The sequence below is a fragment of the Leptospira limi genome (assembly GCF_026151395.1).
Lineage (GTDB): Bacteria > Spirochaetota > Leptospiria > Leptospirales > Leptospiraceae > Leptospira_A > Leptospira_A limi.
In genome coordinates this window covers 21,385-42,557 of sequence record NZ_JAMQPV010000001.1, presented here as the reverse complement: position 1 = coordinate 42,557, position 21,173 = coordinate 21,385, and the positions used below count along the sequence as shown (strand labels likewise).

The window sequence follows — 21,173 nt, the reverse complement described above, 5'->3', positions numbered from 1 at the left end:
CTCTACCTCCCACGTTTCTTCCCTAAATTTTTCTTAAGTTAGTTATCACTTCTTCTTGTCTAAGGGAAAAGATGAATTCAAACTCCCCAATATTTACAACCCTCACATTACCAAATGGAATCATACTTCCGAATCGATTGGTGAAAGCCGCTATGGAAGAAAATTTATCCAATGAAAATTTAGAACCAGATTCTGCACTTTGGAATTTATATGAAGCATGGGCAAAGGGAGGAGTAGGGACAATCATTACTGGAAATGTAATGGTAGATCATAGGTCTATGACAGGGCCTGGTGGGGTGGTCCTTGAGGCTGGGAGTAAGTTAGAAGGATTTAAAACCTGGGCGAACAAAGCAAAATCTTCGGGTGGAAAAATCATTATGCAAATTAACCACCCTGGTCGGCAAATATTAGCGAAGTTAGGTGGAAACGTTTGGGCTCCCTCTGCGCTTGCGGTAAATATTGGAAATCTTTCAAAACTTTTGGGCAAACCGAAAGCAATGGATGAATCGGAAATTCTTGAAACTATCCAAAGGTTTGCACTGACTGCAAAACTCGCGGAAGAAGTTGGTTTTGATGGCGTACAAATTCATGCAGCCCATGGGTATTTGATTAGCCAATTCCTTTCACCTTTGGTAAATCAGCGAACAGATATTTGGGGGGGAAGTCTCGAAAATAGAGCAAAATTTTTAATAGAAGTGATTCAATCTGTTCGTAAGAGTGTAAAACCGAATTTTATAGTATCTGTAAAAATCAATTCTAGTGATTTCCAGAAAGGTGGATTTCAATTTGAAGATGCAACGACTGTCATCAATATGATACAAAAGTTAGGTGTTGATTTTATTGAAATTTCTGGTGGGAATTATGAAGCTCCTGCCATGCAAGGTATTTCAAAAGATGGTTCCACCTTAGCAAGAGAAGCGTACTTTTTGGATTTTGCACGAGAAGTGACAAAAGTAGTATCTGTTCCCATAATGGTGACTGGTGGAATTGTTAGAAAACAAATTGCGGAGTCTGTCTTAGAATCAGGCGTGTCTCTCGTTGGGATTGCCACTGCCTTGGCTTTAAATCCAAATTTACCAATGGAATGGAAGGAAAATCAAGAATCCATTTTAAAATTGCCCATTCCCAAATGGAAATCTAAAACACTTACCGGTCTTGCAACAATGGCAATGGTGCGTTACCAACTCCAACGACTGGCGATAGGAAAAATGCCAAATGTAAACCTTACTCCCTGGTTTCGATTAATGATGGACCAAATCCGTTTGTCCAAATTGACAAAACGATACAGGCATTGGTTAGATCAAAAATTAGCTTCGTCTTAATCGGAGCTAACTTACATTTTTGGATAGAATCGGTCCCGAAAAGCAAGCGCCACTTTTACAAGTAGAATTAAAGTTGGAACTTCAATCAGGGGACCAATGACTCCAACGAAGGCTGCTCCGCTACTAATCCCAAATACTCCAATTGAAACTGCGATCGCGAGTTCAAAATTGTTTCCAGTAGCTGTAAAACTGACTGCTGCATTTTTTGAATAATCAACACCTAGTTTGTATCCCATCCATAAACTTAAGAAAAACATGATGATAAAATAAAAGAGTAATGGTATGGAAACTTGTATTACATCTTCCGTTAGTTCTAAAATCATTTCACCTTTTAAACTAAACATCACAATGATCGTAAACAAAAGTGCAATTAAGGTGATTGGCGAAATTTTAGGAAGGAATTTTGTTTCATAGAATTCCTTTTTGTTCAATGATTCAAATCCAAAACGTAATAAAAATCCAATTAGAAAAGGAATTCCTAAATAAATTCCTACTGTTTTTGCTATCTCGGAAATTTCAATTGAGACATTCGATGACGTGATACCGAAGTAAGGAGGTAAGATGGTAATGAATAAATAGGCATAAAAACTATAAAAGAACACTTGGAAAATGCTATTCAAAGCAACTAGTGCAGCTCCATATTCTCTATCTCCATTTGCTAAATCATTCCAAACGATCACCATAGCAATACACCTTGCCAAACCAATGAGAATCAATCCTGTTCTATATTCAGGTTCATTTTGTAAAAAGAGAATCGCTAGAATGAACATGAGAATTGGACCAATAATCCAATTGAGAAGAAGTGAAAGAAAAAGTAACCTTCCATCTCGAAAAACCTTTCCCATTTCTCTGTATTTCACTTTAGCAAGTGGTGGAACCATCATGAGGATAAGGCCAATAGCAATCGGGAGATTTGTCGTACCACTATTTAAAGAAGAAATGAAACCAACAAAGTTTGGAAAATAATTTCCAATGAGAACACCCAAGAGCATCGCTCCAAAAATCCAAACAGTCAAAAATCGGTCTAAAAAGGATAAATGTTTCATTTAGCAACAACCAACTTTTTCTAAACTGACATCAGATGGTTTTTTATTGCAACATGAGTTTTTTGACATTGGTTTTTCACTCACAAATTCTTCATTAAGAATAGGTAAGTTGGAATCTCTTTTGACACCACAACTTTCGGATGCCTTACATTCTGTTTTTCCATCAACCAATTCCATAACAAGCTCAGTACCAACAATCTGTAAATTGGAAACAAAATATTGCCTCATTGCAGATTTGGAATTTCCAAATTCAATTCTCAGGATTGCATCATCTGGAATCGATATTTGTTTAGAAACTTTTGTAAAAATTGAATTTATCTTTTTGAGTTCCATTGAACTAGTTTCGATTTTTTCGTTTGGCTCCAATACTTGTAATATGATTTCTTTCCAAGTATCATAGTTCCCTCCACAATCCACTGATTCGATCGTGGCTAGTTTAAATTCAGTGATATGGTAATTTGGATAGATTCTTTCTTGGTTTTGGTATAAAAATGTAAGTTGTTGTTCAGGATACAAATCCAAATTCTTTTTGAATTTAAGCCATGTCATTGATTGGTTCATATATTCCTCGTTAGTTTAATTCTTCGTTTACAAAATTTTCGCAATACTTTCGAATTTCTTCTCTAGTTTGTGCGAAGGCTTCTTTGATTTCGGATTCAGTTCCTATCTTTTTAGATGGATCACTGAAGTTGTGGTGGAATCGTTTTGCATCACTCGGGAAATAAGGACAGTTTTCTTTGGCGTGATCACATACAGTGATCAAATAATCAAAGGTAATGTCTTTGTATTCGTTGATATGGTTTGAGGTATGATTGGAAATATCAATTCCAACTTCCTTCATGGTAGAGATCGCTTTTGGATTCACTCCATGAGTTTCGATACCTGCACTGTACACATTGGCTTTCTCTTTTGCATAAAATCGCATCCATCCTTCAGCGATTTGGCTTCTACAACTATTACCAGTACATAAGATTAAAATATTTTTCATTTTAACAACAGCTCCCATTTTCCTTTTGGAATTCTTTGATCGTATTGAGTGATAAAATAAATGCGTCTGACATTTGATTGAAGTTTTCCCAGTTGATACAATAACAGGAACTTGTACCTTCAACTTCCCCTTTTACTAGTCCACCTTCCTTTAATTCTTTAAGGTGTTGCGAAACAGTTGATTGAGCGAGTGGAAGTTCATCAACTATCTCTCCACAAACGCAAGTTTGGCGTTTGGCCAATACTTCTAAAATCGCAATCCTTGCTGGATGTGAGAAGAGTCTGGCAAAGGAGGCAAAACTCTGGATGGGAGTCGGGAATTCTGTTTTTTTGTTCAACGCCATAGTATATCGTAAATATACGATAAATATTGTGAGCGAAAATCGGTCAAGGGAAAAAAACATCCATTCTCAAATTTAGCTCGAAAATGGATGATTGTTAGTCATTAGATTAGATTCCAGAACCGTCCGGGATGACCACTGGATCATCAGAAGTGGGAGTGTCTGGTTTGACATCGGCTGGGGTGTAGTTTTGGTCACTTGGTTTTGGTCTCGATTCAAATTCTGTACCATTTGGTTTATGGTTTCCTTCAACTGAAAATAACCAACCATCATCCTGTTTTTGAGAGATACCTTGTTCATGTGGAAAAGTTTCAATTGGACGGATTGTGATAGAAATATACTGGATGAGTCTTTCATCTTTGACAGGGTCGAGATACGCCAAACTATCGTTACGCCATCGATTCTTTGACCGAGGTTCCCTTCGAAAACTTTTCATCACCATATCTAAATCTTTGGCATATTTAGAAAACAAAACACGAGTGGTTTTGGCCTGGATTACATAATACATTCCACCTTTTCGGTGGAATAAAAAACGGTTTGAGATTGTTTGTTTATTTTCTGTATAATGCAAAACAACAAATGTTGATTCATCAAACCCAGCAATTTCATTTTCCAAAACCTTTTCTCGAACTAGTTTTAGATCAGGGTATTTTGTTAAAAACGTATCAACCGTTTCTTCAATAAAGCGATCGATGTCATAATCTTTTGTTCTGCGAGCCACATCAATTTGCAAAATGGCTTCTCGATTTGCTTTCGCAATTTGGATCCGAACCGTGTCCGTATATCGTAATACAGACTTTGCCCAACCTCTCGGGTATTCAAATGCAAATCCGAGTGAGTCTTCAACCCAAGTGGCAGCTTCCAATCCCGTGATAGTAAGACATAATATAAATACTAGGCAAAGTCGCTTTTTCATACTGAATATATCGGCTAAGTCTCCTACCATTATTGATAGTCAAGTAACCCTTTTCGTAAATCTGATTTTGGAAAAGTTCCAATCTTTTCCCAGGAACTCTCATCATAAATTGCCACAGATTCGAGAAGTGGTTGTAGGGGAGAACCGTGGTAAGGTTTTTTTCGGATCCAACTCATCAAACGAAAGACAAGTTCCACCAGTTTGGACCAAACACCCGAAACAGGAATGGGTAATAATCGTTTTTTTGTGATCCCTAATTCTTGGAAAGTTTGGATCACACCTTGGATCGTCACAAATTCAGGATGGGAAAACACATAAACTTTCTCTGGTTTTTTCCCAGCTAAACATTGTTTGGTCCAAAGATAAATTGCCTCAGTTGCATCCTCAATGTGTAAAATTGATTTTTTACGTACGGGTGGGATTTTCGGATACACTCCTTTTTTCATCAAGGATTTGAGTTTGGAGACAAAACTTTTGGTACCTTTTCCATAAATACTTGCCAGTCTCAGTACGGAATAGTTCTCACCACTTTGGAAAACAAAATCTTCGGCCAAAGCTTTTGTTTTTGCATAAATAGTGGTTCCATGTCTTTCACTCTGCAGATTTAAATTGATCTCTTTGGATCCATACACAGAAATACTACTCACAAATCCAAAGTGTGGGATTTTATTTTGAACTGCATAAGAGACAAGGTGTTTTGTAGCATTCACATTAATCTGGTAATAAGTAACTTCGTCTACCTTTGCTCCCGATACAACAGCCGCTAAATGGAGGATGAGATCAATCGATTCTGAAAGATTAAAATCTTTTGGATCATTGATCGTTGCTAAATTTCTTTCATAGAACTTAAAATGTTTATGATGCCGTATGGATTCAGGAAAATTGGCGTAGTTGGTTCCAATCGCTATGATTTTGTAATCAAGGATTAACTTTTGTATCAAAGCTTTGCCAAGGACTCCACTTCCACCAGTGATAAGAATTGTTTTAGTCATATAATAAATACCATTTGAAACCATCCAACAAGAGCACCAAGAGCTGCTCCCACTAGTATCAGTAACATTTCGTCTTCTTGGAATGCCGAACGTAAGATGGATTCAAATTCTTTTGGGGGAAGAGCTGACATTCGATCTCCCATCATTGTTTCAATCTGCAAAGATTCACCTAAGTACGATTCTAAATGGAAAGCATTTTCGATCGCATTATCCGCCATCGCCACAGCGATCCTTTCTTTTGCAGAATCAAATTCATTGATTTTACCAGTCGCATACAGAGCAGGTTTTGCAAGAAACGTAACTGTATCCACATGGCTACTCACTTCTTTGCGAATGATTTCGATGATTTCCTTGGAAGCTTTTCCAAAAATAAGTTCCGATAGTATATTTTTAGGTGTAAGGATTTTTTGACTTACAAGTTTTGCATACAACCTAGATACTTCATTTTGTCGTTTTAGAAACAATCCCTGGTAAGTCCAAAGCCCCAAAAATTTTTTTGGTAATAGTGGCCTAAAAATCATTTCAAGTGCTAAGTAATTTGTTAGGTAACCAACTATCACTCCTTGGATGGGAAGAGTCCATGCCATAGGAAAAAAAATCATAAATACCATTTGGACAAGGCCAAGTAAAAAACCAAAATAAAAACCAGATCGTTCAATGAATCGAAACTCGGGGGCACCAACTTCTTGGAAAAGTTCTACCACCAAACCTACGTTATTACCAGAAAGTTTTTTTAATACCAATGCTTTTACATCAAATAAGGAATCAATGTCTGCTTGGAGTTTCTTGATTACCTTTCGAATGGTAATCCCACTTTCTCTTCGTACTTTATGATATATTTCTTCTTTGACAATGTCAGGAATGATTTCCCAAAGTTTTGGATCTAAACTATCCGAAAATTCTTTTATCGTATAACGAATGCTTGAGTCTAGCGCTGGTAAAAAAACAACCTCTGCTTTTTTCGGATCTACTTTAAGGAAAACTTCTTTGATGTTGAGAAGGCGTTCTGTGATCACATCTACAGACTTACTGGCCATTTTATGTGCTTTTCTGGGTATGATCCCTTGCCACCCCAAATAGGGAGGAATTCCAATGAATTGGATTGGGTAAAAAGTCATTTTGAGTGCCAACCAATTGGTCACCCAACCCACAAACCCATAAGTGAATGGGATCATGAGTAATTTCCAACCGCCTACCGAAAGCCAAAAATCCCACATATTTCGCTAGGAGTAGGCTTTGTGGCGGAAAGGAATGGGCAATCGAAATTCATTTTCCTGTCTATTTTTGGCTCAAAAGCGATGAAAATGGAAATTTTTATCCGATACCCCTAAAAAAGGTTTGCTTTCTGTACGAAAACAGACTACAAATGGTACACTTTGGGAGCTCTTAGGAATTTCCCGAAGTCATTTGAAAGGAAGTGGCAAAACGCCACAAAGCGAATTTGATTAGAGGGTAAGTCTATGCGCGTTCGAGGGTTGTTCACCATTCTCGTACTCATTTCTGTTGTCTCCGTGGGTTGTTCTCGTAAGAAAAAATCCATGCCATTCTGGTTGTTGTTAGGTACCGGCGGTGCCGTTTCTGATAACAGTGGACAAACTGATCTCCCTCCCGATTCCAACGGTGTTCCCCTCCCTCCTTCTGGTGGTTCCATCATCGTCACAGATCCGGATGAAGTTCCGAGTAATGGTTCCGAACAAGAAGTTCCAAACCATGGACCAGCACGAGTCATTGGTTCGATTGTTCCAGTGGTGGCAGGAGTTCCTGCCAATGTGATCTGTGGTAATCCTGGAGCACCTGCCATTCCAAATTGTGTTGATCTCACTTTAATTTCTGTCCGCATCGAAGTAGCGAATGGGGATGTAAGCACACTTGTTGCCGCAAAATTTGCAGAAGCAAATGGAAGTTTCCAATTTGACTTAGCTGATCTTCCTAATAACAATTATCGCGTTCTCATTAACACTGGTTATGGTTTAAATTATACCTACCAAGACTTTTCATATGTGTATAACCCAACACAAACTCCATTTACCTTAGTGAATGTAGGCAATTTACTTGCAGAAAGAATGTATTATGCCCAAGGACCAGCACAGTTCACAGGTGTTGTCACAAGCCCTGGATTTTCTGGTGGTGGGGTAACAGTTCCATCTGGACCTGTAGCAGGGATTGTGGTGAATATCCTTGACTCCAATGGAAACACAGTTGGGACGGGGATTACAAATGCCAATGGGCAATATGTGATTTCGATAAGTCCCCTCCCTAACGGAAATTATACGATTGTTTATGTTGGAGATTCTGTTGTAGTTTCTGGCCAACCTTATGCAACTACACAAGAAAGTGTACATTTTACCTTTCCTGGTACCAATCCAAATACAGTGGCTGTCATTGATTTAGGAGTTACCAATTTACCTTGGATGGCGGCAACAGAAAGTGATCTTTTACTTTCTGGACTGATTCGTAACGGAGCATTGTCGAATGACCAAACTTCCGTTTTTACCATCAAACTAAAAAATGAGCAAGGTGCGATTTTACAAACAGTTCAAATCACAGGAAATGGAAATTTCTCCATCGAAGGATTTGAATTAACAAATGGAGTCTATTATTTAGAAGTTTCTAACCCTTCTTTTTACACAGTCACCCAATCCTTTCTTTTCACAGCAGCTCCTAATGGTGGTACAAAATCTGTAACTATAAATGATCCAATTCTCATTGTTGCAAAACCATCCTTAGTGGTTGGGTATGTAAAAGATGCAAATAATGACCATGTTGCTGGCGCTGTGATCAACGTTCGACCATCTGCCAACCAAGCACCATCTAATATTGTCTATTTGAAAGATGATGCAATTTTAGGGAATGCAATCAAACTTTGGATTCTTGAATCCTTAAGTGCCGTTGCAGGGACAAATTGTGCATTGAATCCAACGGGTTCTATTTGTTCCTGTGCTATCAATCCAACAGCTTCTTGTTTGGCAAATGTGCAAGGGAATGGTCCATGGACTTACCAAACATATGCAAACAAGGTTTATGAAGTAAATCCAACTTCCAAAGAAGTGTCCTTCCTAGGTGCGAGTGGACTTTGGGCATATTATATTTCTGCACCAGGATTTGAAAACTATTGTGGCAATCATCCGACTCCTTGTTCTTCGAATCCATTACAAGTGAGCCTAAATGGCGCAACGTACAATGCAGGAACGATTTCGATGACTTCAATCGCTACTCGATCGCAGATTGCCGGGTCCATTTCGGTTCGGGATGCTGCACCTAACGCAAACTCACTCCATACAACTCAATCTGGATTGTATGTTGTGATGTTAGGAAATACGAATGATGCAGGTGCATCACTTGTTCACATCACAACAACAAACTCTGGCCAATTTAGTTTTGGTGGTAGTTCTTATGTTGTGACATTACCACAAGTATTACCAGCTCCTTTCACAAATGATGATGCAGGAAAAGTAACCTATGCGCTTTACCAATTGGGAACTGGATCCGCAACGACACTCGCAACGACTCCGAGTGTTGCACGTGCGAATGATAATACAGCTTCTGTCGACATCATTGATGGAACCGATTACAATTTCCGACAAAGTTCTTACCAAATCATTGTTGTGGACCGAGTGGCTCCATCGTATCAGTCTAGTTACTTGTCCTCTAATAGCCTTCGTGTTGACACTTCATCAGTTGCAACCAATTTATACGCTTCCAATCCTGTTGTTTACCAATTGAATGGTGTTGTCCTCCATAGCCCACGTGCAACAGTCACTGGTGTTGTTACCGATGCGGTTTCAACTTCCGTTGTCAGTGGGGCAACGATCACATTGGGTCGGTTAGTTGGTGGAAATTTCACTCCAGATGTGAAAAGAGACTGCTCTGGTGGGTTTGATGCTCCGAATTGTTCGGTCTCTTCCACAAGAACTGCTGGTAATGACCAAACAGTTGGATCTGTTTCTTCCCAAGCAAACGGTAGTTATAGTTTTCCTTTCCTTTCCCCAGGTTCTTACCATTTACGAGTCGAAAAAAATGGAATCACCACATACTTCCCAGTCGAAGTAGGAACAGGTGGCGGAACTGTTGTTGTGAACACTCCAGTGATTACAAATGACGGACGCGGAAACCTTTCTGGATCAGTGCGAACTCCTGGTGGATTTGCTTTCCTTGGAACTTATTCTTTGGAAATTGTAGATCCAAATGGAGGAACATTACGTCCATCTGCAGGTGTCCAACCAGCATCCATCGCAACTGGCTCTACAATTTTCTCAAATTCAAGCCAATACACAATTTTTAATATCAATGCGGGTCGTTGGAAAGTTCGATTTGTATCGGCTGGATACCAAACCGTAGAAGGGATTGTAGACATCCAAGCGGATGTAACAACTAACTTTGATATCATTACCTTTGTTCCTGGAAGCCAAACGAGTGGAACAGTTTCTGGTCGAGCTTTATCTGCCCTTTACAATACGGGAGTTTGTAACCTAACAGCACGTATCCGTCCAGGTGTGAATGTGAAGTCGGGCCCTTATGCGATTGATGCCAATGGAGTGACAATTCCAGCTGTCAAAACCTCGACGGATGGGTCCTATGCCATTCCATCAGTTCCTCCAGGAAACTATACTCTCGAAGTATCAGGTGCTGGAAAACGTGGTGATTGTACTTCTATCCAAGAAAACTATTCCACAACTTACAGAACCGTTGTTTCCGCTGGATCGGAAACCCCAGCTAACCAAAACATTTTAGTCACACCAATCCTTGGTGATAACGAGATGAGAGTTGTCCTCTCTTGGGGTGCAAAACCAAGAGATTTGGATTCACACATGCAATATGGAAACCAAGCCAACGACCGCATCGTATGGAACAATAAAACTCCGTTAGGTGCAGGGAATGGAAGTTTGGACTATGATATCACAACTGGATATGGTCCAGAAACCATTACAGTGCAAGGTTCTATATGGAACCAACCAAATCGTTATTACAGCGTTTATAACTGGTCAGGTGAAGCAAGTATGGGAATCTCTGGCGCAACGGTTAGAATCTTCAAGGGAAGTGTTGGTGAAGTGAGAAATTATTCAATCGCACCAAACTATTCCAATCGTTGGTGGAAACTATTCTGTATTGCACAAGACAAATCTGTCACTGATGTTGGGGTTGGAAGTTGTAAAGCAACCAATTTCATTGAAAGATCGATGTATCAATAGAGAGCGATTTATCGTCTTATCATTAGCAAATAGAGTGTAACATTATGAAAGGACAGTAAGTTGATACTGTCCTTTTTTTTCGCTTACAGCGAGATTTAAATCATACAACTTTGAAAGATTTGCATCCGTAAAAACGGATTGTTTTTCTCCAAAAGCCAAAACCTGTCCTTCTTTTAACAAAAGAATTTTATGAAAATCTTCTGGGATTTCTTCGATTCGATGTGTGATCAGAATTCTTGTGAGTTTCGGATTGTTTTGTTTTAATGAATATAACGATCGGCCAAAATCTACTCTCGCTGTCACATCAAGAGCAGCAGTAGGTTCATCCAATATCAGTAATTCTTTTCCTTCACCAAACGCACGTAACAAGAGAATCTTCATTTTTTCACCAGAAGAGAGTGTTTGGTACTGTTGGTGGGCTTTATTCTCTAAACCAATTGATTTTAATAATAAGGATGCAGATTTTGATTGTTCCGATGTTGGTTCTTTGTACAAACCTAAAGTTCCAATTACACCTGTTAGCACCATTTCAAATGCAGTGAGTCTTTGTAGTAAAGTTTCCTGGTGTCCTGGTTGGACAATGCCCATTTTACTTTGTAAGGGAGCCATGGGTGTGTCACCATATGTTTCACCAAAAGTTGAAACATTCCCTGATGTAGGCCATAGGTAACCAAATAGTAAATTGATGAGTGTTGTTTTTCCGGCTCCATTACGCCCAACGATTGCCAAGGACTCTCCTTGCGAGAGTGAAAAGTTGACATCCTGTAAAATGGTTTTATCATTTCTAACAAACGAAACTGACTGAAACCGTACCACCTCACTCATTCGTTTTTTTGTACAATACCTCTACCTTATTCACCGCTGCTGAAAAAACATCGATGTTGTCTAAATTAAACTTAGCTAACAAGTTTTTGTCAATGGCATAAAACCCTTTTTTCTGTTCATGGAAATCTGCCATCATATTGGCCATGTAGATCACTTCGACCAGATCTCGTAGTTCTGGTGGAGCTAAAAATGGTTTGTGGTGGTATTCAATCGCAACACGTAAGTCTTGTGGAAATTCCCACTTTTCAGCAAGTAATGCACCAAGTTGTGGATGGCTAAGTCCAATTGCCATCTCTTCTAGAAGAGTTGAGTTTCCGGAATCAGCACCTCTTTGGTAGGTTTCAATTTTTTTGAAAAACCCTCTATCAACAGATAACAATAAAAATTTTCCTATATCGTGTAACAGTGCACATACGGCAATGATATCCGCAATTTTATTGGTATGATTGTTTTCTGTTGCTAGATAACGTGCATAATAACTGCAACGGCTGGAGTGTTCCCACACATCCATCATTTTGCCGTACTGGCCATCCATAATCTTTCGAACACCAGAAACATAAAGAAGGTTACGGAGGTTTTTTAATCCAACTACTTTCACTGCTTGTAAAATGGAACTCACTTGGCTGCGATTCGCAAAAAAAGCAGAATTGGAAAGTTTGAGTAAATCAGCAGACAATGCAGGATTTCTTTCAATTTCTTGTGAAATCATATGAAGGTCTGAATCGGGATTGTTGCAGAGTTGGATGATTTTGGTCAATGAATGTGGTAGAGGAGGAAGGCCATCTATTTCATTTAATAACTTAGTTTTTAGGTCTGTTTGGATTTCGACTGGAGTTGTAACATCAGGAACGCTGAGTGTAGCGCGTGTTATTTTTTCGTTTGTAAATATTTTAAATTTATCAGAACCGATTCCAGAATTTTTTAAAAGTAATTGGATCAGTACTAATCCTAAACCTGCTGATTCGGTACTATCGGAAACATCAGTGAATGCATCGGATAAATCATTGTAATTTTTAGCGACTTCAATGCGACGATTGATCCTTGATAATTCTTCTTTTGTGATGGGTGCGTTATTTTCAACGGCGAAGTGAATGGATTTTCCTTCCACTTTCATGAGTAAACTTATGTAATAATTTCCACCATCTAACCGCTCTAATTGTTCGTTCCACTTCATGATGATGTTTTCTTGGAACCTTGACATCCCTTTTGCATAATCAGTGGAATTTTGGATGTCTAATTTTTCACGACTAAAGTAATCACGTTTTGCATTTGCCTTATTGGCGTTCATTAGGAGTTCTTTAAGGACTGTGAAAATGACTTCCACTAAATATAATTTGTCCATATACCCCATTACATGGACAAGTAATGCGTATATCTCCTGATTTTGTTCTTCAGTCACAAAATAAAAATTAATTCTGGATTCTTTGGAAGTTTCTAATTGAGAAATGATATCTTTAAAATTCACAAATGATTTTTCCCGTTACACTCTTATAAATTAAATTCCTTTGGAGGCAATAGATATTTTTTTCCAAAGCGGTTTCTATTTTGTCCCCCCCATCTGGTAATCTGTATTCATCAGTGGAGGAAAACACAATGGATATGTTAGACCAAATGAATTTACATTTGATGATGGAAGAACGGTTGGAAAAAATCTTAGAAGACTTAGAGAAAAGACCTAAGGGAAAAGCCAAAAAAACAAAAGGATTTGATAGGATCCCTGCGAATCGTGAACGCGCTGAATGGAATTTACAAGAAATACCGATTCTATTCGGAGCTTAACCTAGTGAAAACCGCAACCAAACATTGAGAGTTTTGGAATGGATGATACCAGATTGGTCTTGGTTTGCCCACTTAGCCAAATCGGAAATCCTTGGGGGAAAACCCTGAAATGAATTGAGTTCTACCGTTTGTTCGAATGGTTTGTTTGTATTGAATGCTGTTAACTCTGAATAATTTTGAATGTTCTCTGATGTTTTTGCAGATAACAATTCATCCCACACCTTTTGATTTTTTCCTTTTCTAACACCAGAATACAGACGTTTGGTGAAAGATTCCATACTTTGTTTTCTATGCAACTGAGGTAAATAGTATCGTTCGTATCCGGTGCCACCACAATGTGACTTCCCAAATTCTGATACAAAACTCACACCACTTAAAACTAAATTCCGATTCAATATTCCCTTTGTGATGGATATCATCATACCTAGTAAATTTAAACTTGGGTTTTGTATATGTGGCCAATGGAAACCCTTTTCATTTTCAAAATAAAAAGATACAATTTGGTCCAAAGGATGGCCTGTATTGACTAAAATTTTTGGATTCGGTAGTTCAAATATATAGGGAGAACCACCTAACCAAGTGATAATGGGTATTGAGGTCGGCAAATCAACTAAAAAATGATACAAAGTGCCTCTTCCAGAATCAAAGGAAAGAATATAATCGGGAAGAATGGAATGTTTTAAAAGGTAACCAATTGATGTATCACTAGCAAATAATGTGAAGGTATGACGGTGTTTTTTGATCGATTCTATGTTCCGTTCTAGACCTGGGCTGGCTCCTAAAAATAATACATTGCAGTTAGTTCCGCGAAAGGATTGAAACCAATGGATGGATGCTTTTGTTTCCTCGATGGTCACTTTGTTTTTTAAATAATTATGAGTCCATACTTTACGAAAGTGTTGGATTGTATTTTGATTTGTGTTTTGCGATTGAAACTGGGAAAGAAAGTTTTTCCGGCAATCTTCGATCAAATTTGGGAAATAACGCTCATAACTCGGTGTCACATACAAAGTCCATTTCACATTGGTTGGTACTTTTTCGCGAGTAGAGACAGATAGTTTTTCTTTGATTTCGTTCCAATTTGGAGTAACGCCAGTGACAAGAACCAAAGTGAAACCATTCTCTTTGGCTTTTCCCGAAAGTTTTAACATTTCTGTTTGGAATGCGGGAAGTTCAAATACCTCAGGCAGTGGTTCCCAAACAATGACAACTGGTTGGCCCATAGGTGATAAAACAAGGGAACGAACAGAATGTAAGGCACCTAATCCCAGAATGATGGGAATGGAATCTGATTGGATTTGGTTTAAGAATCGTAAAGCCTCCTTTTCAGGGGAGACTTTTGAGTGTAAATAAAATTGATCGGGGGTTTGGAAGTTGTAGAGAAGGTTGTTTTGAAAGAGGGGATGTAGAGGAATGGGGCTAACCTCTAATCCTCTTCTTCCTCATCTGAATCCTCTTCGTCATCAGAGTCGTCGTCGAAATCATCGTCGTCATCATCCTCTTCTTCCTCTTCAGTATCATCACCAAATTCATCTTCATAACCATCTTCAAATTCTGGTTTTTTAGCTTCTTCTTCAGGGATAAAATCTTCTTCGATGTCTTCTTCTGCATGAGGAGCAAATGATGTTCCCGCAGTGGATGTGACACCTGCAAGTTTGTCTTTTTCTGCTTGGAGGAGTGCTTTTTCTTCGGAAGAAAGGTATTTCCATTGCACTAAGTCGTTTGTGAGTGCATAAAGTGCTTGGACAGTGAGTTTACGATTTTTTAATTTTTTAGGAAGAGTGATTTTTTCGATTTTGTCGATCGCACTGAAACCGGCCACACATGTTTCGTATTTTTTTTCCCGGCAAAGTTCTATTAAGGATACGATATCGAAGTCTTCTTTCTGTGATTGGCTCATTTTTTATAAATTCCTGGGGAAGAGAGTGGAACGTTAGACCAGAGTGGGGCATGCGGGTCATATGTCAAGGGAAAGTTCGAAAACGGACTTTACAGACGTTCTCCTAGTCCAAACCATGGGGATGGACCGTCCAAAATATGGGATTTATGAAGACCCCCCTCAGTTTATTGATTAGTTTATGTCTCATTACTTGCGCACCTGCGAAATCCTCCTACTACGGAGAAACTTCGTTTGTTGGTGTCACCGCAGATGGGGAAGAAATCACCTTTGCAAACTTGGCAAAAGACCAAATTGCAATGAATGTGTATTCTCCAGACTGTGTGCCATGTTGGAAAGAAATTCCCGCATTGAATTTATTATACGCCGAAATCCAAAACAAATTTCCTACAAAAGCAATTTATATGGTCGTTGATCCATACCAAATTGTTCCTGATGTCACCGACGAACTTCCGTTTGGTCAAGTGTACCAATTGGCAAAAGAAAGAATGAAGGTTGAAATCAAAAATCGTAATATCCAAATTCCTATCATCTTTATGAAGAAACCTTTTCGAGTAAAAGAAGGTGGCCTTGTGACAGGAACACCCGAAACATTGCTTTTCGAAACAAAACCATTGAGATTGTATTATAACTTCTTAGGTTCAATCTCGGAGCTTACAACAAAAGAAACGATAGAGAAAGATCCTAAATTCAATTTCTTTCGTTACCAATTCGGAATGGAATCTATATGAGAGCAGTGATTATCAGATTCATTGATTGTGAAGGTCCTGGAATTTTAGAACCACTTTTACGAGGAAAAGGATATCGTATCAGTTACCATAATGCTTATGATTCTCGTGTCCATTTGATGCCAGAGATTCATTTGAATTTTGATTTGATAGTCATGTTAGGTGGTCCGCAGTCAGTTGCCGATCCTGATAAACAGGAATTTTTTAAACCATATTACGAAATTGTTGAAAATGTAATCTCTTTACCCAATAAAAAATTAATTGGAGTTTGTTTGGGGTCTCAAATCATAGCACGGGCATTAGGTGCAAATGTGAGGCCTGGAACAAAGGGTCCGGAAACAGGTTTTTCCGAACTTCAAATTTTAAAACCAGAACATCCTATCTTTTCTGGAATTCAAAAAGAATCTATCATGGCATTCCATTTGCACGAAGATATTTTTGATATTCCTGTTGGTGCCGATCATTTACTTGCCAGTGAGTTTTACGCAAACCAAATGTTTTCATACAAAAACAAAGTTTTCGCTTTCCAAACTCATTTAGAACCAACGTTGGGAATGTTACAAGTTTGGCAAAATGTCCATAGGGAGTTTATCTCTAAGGGCAATGGAGATTTTTCTAACATCGATTCTAAACAGAAAATCATGGAAGAAAATGCCAAAATCATATTTAGCAATATTATAAATTTATAACGGACAATACATGTTTCAAAAAATCTTAACTATACTATTCGGTAGCAAATACGAAAGAGATTTAAAAAGGCTCAATCCAATCGTAGAAGCAATCAATTCATTTGAAGTTTCAATCAAAGCGATGGACGATGAAACACTTTCCTCTCAAACACTTAAGTTTAAAGAAAGATTGGCAAACGGGGAAACTCTTGATGATATTTTACCAGAAGCATTTGCGACTGTAAGAGAAGTTGCGTATCGTACATTAGGTATGCGCCATTTCGATGTTCAGATGATGGGTGGAATTTCTTTACATTGGGGCAATATTTCTGAAATGAAAACTGGTGAAGGTAAGACATTGACATCTACACTTCCCATTTATCTCAATTCACTTTCTGGTGAAGGAGTACATGTAGTTACCGTTAACGACTATTTGGCGAAGAGGGATGCGAATTGGATGCGTCCTGTTTTTGAATTTTTAAAAGTGTCTGTTGGTGTCATTCAACATGATATGGATCACGAAGAACGTAAAGTGGCCTATAATTCCGATATAACTTACGGAACTAACAACGAATTTGGTTTTGATTATTTGCGTGATAATATGGTGAGTTACAAAGAACACCGTGTCCAAAGACAACATAACTTTGCCATTGTGGATGAGGTTGACTCTATCCTAATTGATGAAGCAAGAACCCCGCTCATAATTTCAGGTCCAGCAGAAGAATCCACTGACAAATACCTGAAGGTAAATAAAATCATTCCTAAGTTAATCGAAGGAGAAGACTTCGAGATTGATGAAAAGGCAAAAAATGTAATTTTGTCAGAAGCTGGTGTTCATCATGTGGAAAACTTATTGGAAGTGGAAAACCTATACCACGCTGAGAATATTGAGCTTGTACACCACGTACAACAGGCTCTAAAAGCACATAAAATCTTTTTTAAAGACAAAGATTATGTAGTGCAAGATGGTGAAGTGATCATTGTTGATGAGTTTACAGGCCGTCTTATGAAAGGAAGACGTTACTCGGATGGTTTGCATCAGTCATTGGAAGCTAAAGAAGGTGTTCCCATTGCACGTGAATCACAAACATTAGCATCCATTACCTTCCAAAATTATTTCCGCATTTATAAAAAACTAGCTGGTATGACAGGAACAGCTGATACGGAAGCCGAGGAATTTAAAAAAATCTATAACCTAGATGTCATTGTAATTCCATCTAATTTAAAAATCCAACGTCAAGATTTACCTGATCGTGTATACAAAACGGAACGAGAAAAGTTTGATGCAGTCGTAAAAGATATCCAAGAAAAAGTTTCGAGGAAACAGCCGGTGTTAGTTGGAACAATTTCAATTGAAAAATCGGAAGTTTTATCTAAACTATTATTCTCACATGGAATCCAACACAACGTTTTAAATGCAAAACAACACGAAAGAGAATCAGAAATTGTAGCCAACGCTGGTAAACCAGGAGCCATCACAATTGCTACGAATATGGCAGGTCGGGGAACAGATATTGTTCTTGGTGGTGCTCCTAAATACAAAGATGATTTAGAAAAATTAGATGATAAATGCGATTCATTAGGAATCAAAAACAAAAATGAATTAGAAGTAATCTATAGTTTTCGTGAATGTCTCATTAAACAAAAGTTTGATGAAGCAGAAGGAAAAATTGCGGACGTTCGAAATGAAACAATCAAAAAAGAATGTCTCAAAATTTTAACAGATGCAAAAAAATGGAAAGTAGACCATGATTTTGTCATTGGAGCAGGTGGTCTTCATATCATTGGTTCTGAACGACATGAATCAAGAAGGATTGATAACCAACTTCGTGGAAGGTCAGGTCGACAAGGTGATCCAGGATCCTCAAGATTTTATTTATCGTTACAAGATGATTTGATGAGAATTTTTGGTTCTGATCGTATCGCACGTATCATGGACACTTTAAAAATGCCTGAAGGTCAAGAATTGGAACACAGTATGGTCTCCAATGCAATTGCAAGGGCACAAAAACGAGTCGAAGGCCACAACTTTGATATCAGGAAACATTTGTTAGAGTATGATGATGTTATGAACCGCCAAAGAATATATATCTATGGGATTCGTAACGAATTATTGGACAAAGGAAATATGTCCAAAACCATCGTTGATTTTTTTGACGAAGTCGTGGAAAACCAAGTAATTCTATATTGTGAAGGTAATAATGTTGATGCTTGGGAAATAGGGTCTCTCAATGAGTGGTTACAAAGTTTAGGCATCGAGCATACCATAGAAGTAAAAGATTTCAAAAAAGAATCTAATCCACAATTAAAAGTATTTGAAGTTGTATCTAAATTAGTAAAAGAACTTTACGAATATAAAGTTTCTTCTATTGGAGATGATATTTGGAGATCGATTGAAAGGAATGTTTTCCTAGATATTTTAGATCATAGATGGAAAGAACACTTATATGCAATGGACCATTTAAAAGAAGGGATTTGGACTGTTGGATATGGTGAAAAAAATCCACTCATCGAATACAAACTGCAAGGTTTTAAGATGTTTGATCAACTGGTTGAAAATCTTAAAAACGAAGTAGTTTCTTTTTTACTAAAAATTGAAGTAACTGATTCGGATAAAAAACAAGATGATTCTTCGCCAAAAGAGTACAAAAAAATTGGGCAAGAACAAAGAGCAGAAGTGGACATGTTCGGCAACGAGTTAAAATCCAATAAAACAAAACCACAAGTGTCTTCAACCACTAGTTCTGGTGGAGGTTCGGAGAGAAGGTCTAGCCGCCGTAACAAGCGTTAGGATTATTGATTGGGAAGTATTCCATCCTATTCAAATTATCTCTTGTTATCTCTAAAAAAAACTCAAGTAATCTAATTACTTTCTAATTAGATTACTTGAGGTTACCAATTGAAAATACCCTTATTCTATATATTTTGCAACAACACCATCTATATCAGATCCATTGTCATACGAATGTGGATAGGTGTATCCATTCCCTGTGTTTGGGTTCGTCACACCTGATGCGGAAATCATTTTTATATATTTAAATCCATTGGTTTGAATCATTGATCGAGCAGATGAATCACAGTTGGCACCTGGTCCGCCAACAATTAGATCATCTAAATTGAAGCCATCTCCACCACCTAACAAAAATCCGTTCCCTGTTGGAGTAAATAATTCATTTAAAGTAAAGGGTTTCGTGGCCATATTGTAAATCACTGGTCGAAGTCCCGCAAAACCAGGCCAAGATGATATTTTATTACTATCAGATACACTCGGATTATAACCGCTTAGATCAAATCCACAGTATTCGGTTCCATTAAAAGAAACCTGTACTACCATTGGATCAAAAGCATAACGATTGCTAGATTCTGAAACTCTGAATGGATTTTCATAGACGATAAAATCAATACCAATTACATTCTTAACTGTTTTTCCTGCCCAAGATAAAATCAAACTAGCACCTGGCCCCGTTAAATTTAAGGCATATACATCTAGGGATCCAGAAAACTCTCCGCCACCACAGATGCCATTGATCGCTTTCGTCGGATTGTTAAATCCACTCACAGTTGAATTGGCGGAGACAACTGTATTTGCAATTGGGACGTCAGTCGGTAGAGACGTTGGTGGACATGGAATTCCAGAAGAATTATTTACCTTTGGAATTGCGAGTAACGATAATAGAATATCATTTTTATTTTCCTCTTCTTTACATTGTAAAAAAGGAAAGGTAAGTATGAATATTAATAGGACTGATTTTAATTGGTAGTTTCCCAAGTTGGTTCTCCTATATGCCTTCATTCGATATAATAATGAAGGCAAAATTTTGTTTCTTAAAAAGTTCTCGTTAGAAAATTGAAGGCAAAGGAACCATTACATCCAGCAGACTTTGGATTCGAAGTATAAACTGTTCCTGATGCTTTTCTTGAATTAAGGTCTGTTTTAGTTTCAGCTAACGTTGGTTTGCCATTAAATACATCACAAATTAAAATTTCTTTCGCATCTGTAATCGTCCATATGAGTGCAGAAATATTTGCGCTATTTTTAGGTTTGTAATACAAAACTCGATCGGTATTGCTAAATTCTACAATTTCTGCATTAACTCTGTAAGTTGACGTTCCGGCGCCATTTACATAATCTACATATAAATATCCAGTTGTAGTTCCAAAATTGGATTGGATTGTAACCGTATTGGAGCCCGGTGTATTGCAAGAACCAGCAGAACAACTTGCTTGCAAATATGTTCCTCTAATTTCAATTTGCCCAGCTTCTCTTGACGATGACTCAACGGTTTTTAATAAACCTAATGCTAGATTATTGTCCGCAACTGATTTGTCTACTTTGCCAGTATCTGCACATGCTGAAATCACTAGTGCAAATAACATCACGAGTGTTAGTTTGATTAAAGTTTTCATTTAGATTCTCCTAAATCTTTTTTGAAATTTAGGGGAACGCGAAACGGAAAGTCGATACAACATGAGTGTATCCATG

General features: G+C 38.0%; 19 protein-coding genes. 6 read left to right on the top strand and 13 right to left on the bottom strand.

Annotated features, from left to right (window positions below):
• Positions 1-71: 71 nt before the first annotated feature.
• Positions 72-1,322, top strand: coding sequence for an NADH:flavin oxidoreductase/NADH oxidase family protein (locus ND812_RS00200; RefSeq protein WP_265373746.1), 1,251 nt, complete (start codon positions 72-74; stop codon positions 1,320-1,322).
• An 11-nt stretch (positions 1,323-1,333) separates the two neighbouring features.
• On the opposite strand, the gene arsB is transcribed toward ND812_RS00200, so the two are convergent.
• From arsB to ND812_RS00165, 7 genes are all read right to left on the bottom strand, one after another.
• On the bottom strand, positions 1,334-2,368 hold the full coding sequence (gene arsB / locus ND812_RS00195) for an ACR3 family arsenite efflux transporter (protein ID WP_265373745.1): 1,035 nt from the start codon (positions 2,366-2,368) through the stop codon (positions 1,334-1,336).
• Entirely contained in the window at positions 2,369-2,929 is a 561-nt protein-coding gene (locus ND812_RS00190) for a DUF6428 family protein (protein WP_265373744.1), read from the bottom strand.
• Between the two features lie 10 nt (positions 2,930-2,939).
• A complete protein-coding gene (locus tag ND812_RS00185; RefSeq protein WP_265373743.1) occupies positions 2,940-3,356 on the bottom strand; it encodes an arsenate reductase ArsC in 417 nt (138 codons plus the stop codon).
• Position 3,357: 1 nt separating this feature from the next.
• Positions 3,358-3,699, bottom strand: a complete 342-nt coding sequence (locus ND812_RS00180; RefSeq protein ID WP_265373742.1) for an ArsR/SmtB family transcription factor — start codon at positions 3,697-3,699, stop codon at positions 3,358-3,360.
• Positions 3,700-3,805: 106 nt separating this feature from the next.
• Positions 3,806-4,612 carry a hypothetical protein gene (locus ND812_RS00175; RefSeq protein WP_265373741.1) on the bottom strand — a complete coding sequence of 269 codons (807 nt, stop codon included), beginning with the start codon at positions 4,610-4,612 and terminating at the stop codon, positions 3,806-3,808.
• A 29-nt stretch (positions 4,613-4,641) separates the two neighbouring features.
• Positions 4,642-5,604, bottom strand: a complete 963-nt coding sequence (locus ND812_RS00170; RefSeq protein WP_265373740.1) for an NAD-dependent epimerase/dehydratase family protein — start codon at positions 5,602-5,604, stop codon at positions 4,642-4,644.
• Entirely contained in the window at positions 5,601-6,779 is a 1,179-nt protein-coding gene (locus tag ND812_RS00165; protein WP_265373739.1) for a DUF445 domain-containing protein, read from the bottom strand. The genes ND812_RS00170 and ND812_RS00165 overlap by 4 nt, the downstream gene beginning before the upstream one ends.
• A gap of 285 nt (positions 6,780-7,064) precedes the next feature.
• Between ND812_RS00165 and ND812_RS00160 the strand changes: the two genes are divergently transcribed.
• Positions 7,065-10,793, top strand: coding sequence for a Cna protein B-type domain protein (locus ND812_RS00160; protein WP_265373738.1), 3,729 nt, complete (start codon positions 7,065-7,067; stop codon positions 10,791-10,793).
• A gap of 42 nt (positions 10,794-10,835) precedes the next feature.
• On the opposite strand, the gene ND812_RS00155 is transcribed toward ND812_RS00160, so the two are convergent.
• Together ND812_RS00155 and ND812_RS00150 are read right to left on the bottom strand one after the other, a co-directional pair.
• Positions 10,836-11,618, bottom strand: a complete 783-nt coding sequence (locus ND812_RS00155; RefSeq protein WP_265373737.1) for an ABC transporter ATP-binding protein — start codon at positions 11,616-11,618, stop codon at positions 10,836-10,838.
• Positions 11,611-13,083 carry an HDOD domain-containing protein gene (locus ND812_RS00150; RefSeq protein WP_265373736.1) on the bottom strand — a complete coding sequence of 491 codons (1,473 nt, stop codon included), beginning with the start codon at positions 13,081-13,083 and terminating at the stop codon, positions 11,611-11,613. Before ND812_RS00150 ends, ND812_RS00155 begins: the two co-directional genes overlap by 8 nt.
• A gap of 134 nt (positions 13,084-13,217) precedes the next feature.
• On the opposite strand from ND812_RS00150, the gene ND812_RS00145 reads away from it, so the two are divergent.
• A complete protein-coding gene (locus ND812_RS00145) occupies positions 13,218-13,397 on the top strand; it encodes a hypothetical protein (RefSeq protein ID WP_265373735.1) in 180 nt (59 codons plus the stop codon).
• Here the strand turns inward: ND812_RS00145 and ND812_RS00140 are convergent.
• Both ND812_RS00140 and ND812_RS00135 read right to left on the bottom strand, forming a co-directional pair.
• The gene (locus ND812_RS00140; protein WP_265373734.1) at positions 13,394-14,620 is read right to left on the bottom strand and encodes a 6-hydroxymethylpterin diphosphokinase MptE-like protein; all 1,227 of its coding nucleotides are present in this window, start codon (positions 14,618-14,620) and stop codon (positions 13,394-13,396) included. The two genes, ND812_RS00145 and ND812_RS00140, sit on opposite strands and share 4 nt — an antisense overlap.
• 203 nt (positions 14,621-14,823) lie before the next feature.
• Positions 14,824-15,297, bottom strand: a complete 474-nt coding sequence (locus ND812_RS00135; protein ID WP_108960852.1) for a DNA primase — start codon at positions 15,295-15,297, stop codon at positions 14,824-14,826.
• A gap of 146 nt (positions 15,298-15,443) precedes the next feature.
• Between ND812_RS00135 and ND812_RS00130 the strand changes: the two genes are divergently transcribed.
• The 3 genes from ND812_RS00130 to secA are packed head-to-tail and all read left to right on the top strand — an operon-like array spanning position 15,444 to position 19,481.
• Positions 15,444-16,025: a TlpA family protein disulfide reductase gene (locus ND812_RS00130; RefSeq protein ID WP_265373733.1), complete on the top strand. Its 582-nt coding sequence runs from the start codon at positions 15,444-15,446 to the stop codon at positions 16,023-16,025.
• A complete protein-coding gene (locus tag ND812_RS00125; RefSeq protein WP_265373732.1) occupies positions 16,022-16,711 on the top strand; it encodes a type 1 glutamine amidotransferase in 690 nt (229 codons plus the stop codon). The genes ND812_RS00130 and ND812_RS00125 overlap by 4 nt, the downstream gene beginning before the upstream one ends.
• A 10-nt stretch (positions 16,712-16,721) precedes the next feature.
• Complete coding sequence (secA, locus tag ND812_RS00120) at positions 16,722-19,481, top strand: preprotein translocase subunit SecA (protein WP_265373731.1); 2,760 nt, start codon at positions 16,722-16,724, stop codon at positions 19,479-19,481.
• Positions 19,482-19,601: 120 nt separating this feature from the next.
• On the opposite strand, the gene ND812_RS00115 is transcribed toward secA, so the two are convergent.
• Both ND812_RS00115 and ND812_RS00110 read right to left on the bottom strand, forming a co-directional pair.
• On the bottom strand, positions 19,602-20,459 hold the full coding sequence (locus ND812_RS00115; protein WP_265373730.1) for an LIC_13355 family lipoprotein: 858 nt from the start codon (positions 20,457-20,459) through the stop codon (positions 19,602-19,604).
• Between the two features lie 56 nt (positions 20,460-20,515).
• Positions 20,516-21,097 (bottom strand): hypothetical protein, encoded by a 582-nt coding sequence (locus tag ND812_RS00110; protein WP_265373729.1) that lies wholly within the window; start codon positions 21,095-21,097, stop codon positions 20,516-20,518.
• Positions 21,098-21,173: the final 76 nt, after the last annotated feature.

Bases quoted from the DNA above. Each gene is read 5' to 3' on its own strand.
- ND812_RS00200 (WP_265373746.1), top strand. From the start codon at position 72: ATGAATTCAAACTCCCCAATATTTACAACCCTCACATTACCAAATGGA.
- ND812_RS00190 (WP_265373744.1), bottom strand. From the start codon at position 2,929: ATGAACCAATCAATGACATGGCTTAAATTCAAAAAGAATTTGGATTTG.
- ND812_RS00180 (WP_265373742.1), bottom strand. From the start codon at position 3,699: ATGGCGTTGAACAAAAAAACAGAATTCCCGACTCCCATCCAGAGTTTT.
- ND812_RS00155 (WP_265373737.1), bottom strand. From the start codon at position 11,618: ATGAGTGAGGTGGTACGGTTTCAGTCAGTTTCGTTTGTTAGAAATGAT.
- ND812_RS00160 (WP_265373738.1), top strand. From the start codon at position 7,065: ATGCGCGTTCGAGGGTTGTTCACCATTCTCGTACTCATTTCTGTTGTC.
- ND812_RS00125 (WP_265373732.1), top strand. From the start codon at position 16,022: ATGAGAGCAGTGATTATCAGATTCATTGATTGTGAAGGTCCTGGAATT.
- secA (WP_265373731.1), top strand. From the start codon at position 16,722: ATGTTTCAAAAAATCTTAACTATACTATTCGGTAGCAAATACGAAAGA.
- ND812_RS00175 (WP_265373741.1), bottom strand. From the start codon at position 4,612: ATGAAAAAGCGACTTTGCCTAGTATTTATATTATGTCTTACTATCACG.
- ND812_RS00135 (WP_108960852.1), bottom strand. From the start codon at position 15,297: ATGAGCCAATCACAGAAAGAAGACTTCGATATCGTATCCTTAATAGAA.
- ND812_RS00170 (WP_265373740.1), bottom strand. From the start codon at position 5,604: ATGACTAAAACAATTCTTATCACTGGTGGAAGTGGAGTCCTTGGCAAA.
- arsB (WP_265373745.1), bottom strand. From the start codon at position 2,368: ATGAAACATTTATCCTTTTTAGACCGATTTTTGACTGTTTGGATTTTT.
- ND812_RS00110 (WP_265373729.1), bottom strand. From the start codon at position 21,097: ATGAAAACTTTAATCAAACTAACACTCGTGATGTTATTTGCACTAGTG.
- ND812_RS00165 (WP_265373739.1), bottom strand. From the start codon at position 6,779: ATGATCCCATTCACTTATGGGTTTGTGGGTTGGGTGACCAATTGGTTG.
- ND812_RS00130 (WP_265373733.1), top strand. From the start codon at position 15,444: ATGAAGACCCCCCTCAGTTTATTGATTAGTTTATGTCTCATTACTTGC.
- ND812_RS00185 (WP_265373743.1), bottom strand. From the start codon at position 3,356: ATGAAAAATATTTTAATCTTATGTACTGGTAATAGTTGTAGAAGCCAA.
- ND812_RS00140 (WP_265373734.1), bottom strand. From the start codon at position 14,620: ATGGGCCAACCAGTTGTCATTGTTTGGGAACCACTGCCTGAGGTATTT.
- ND812_RS00145 (WP_265373735.1), top strand. From the start codon at position 13,218: ATGTTAGACCAAATGAATTTACATTTGATGATGGAAGAACGGTTGGAA.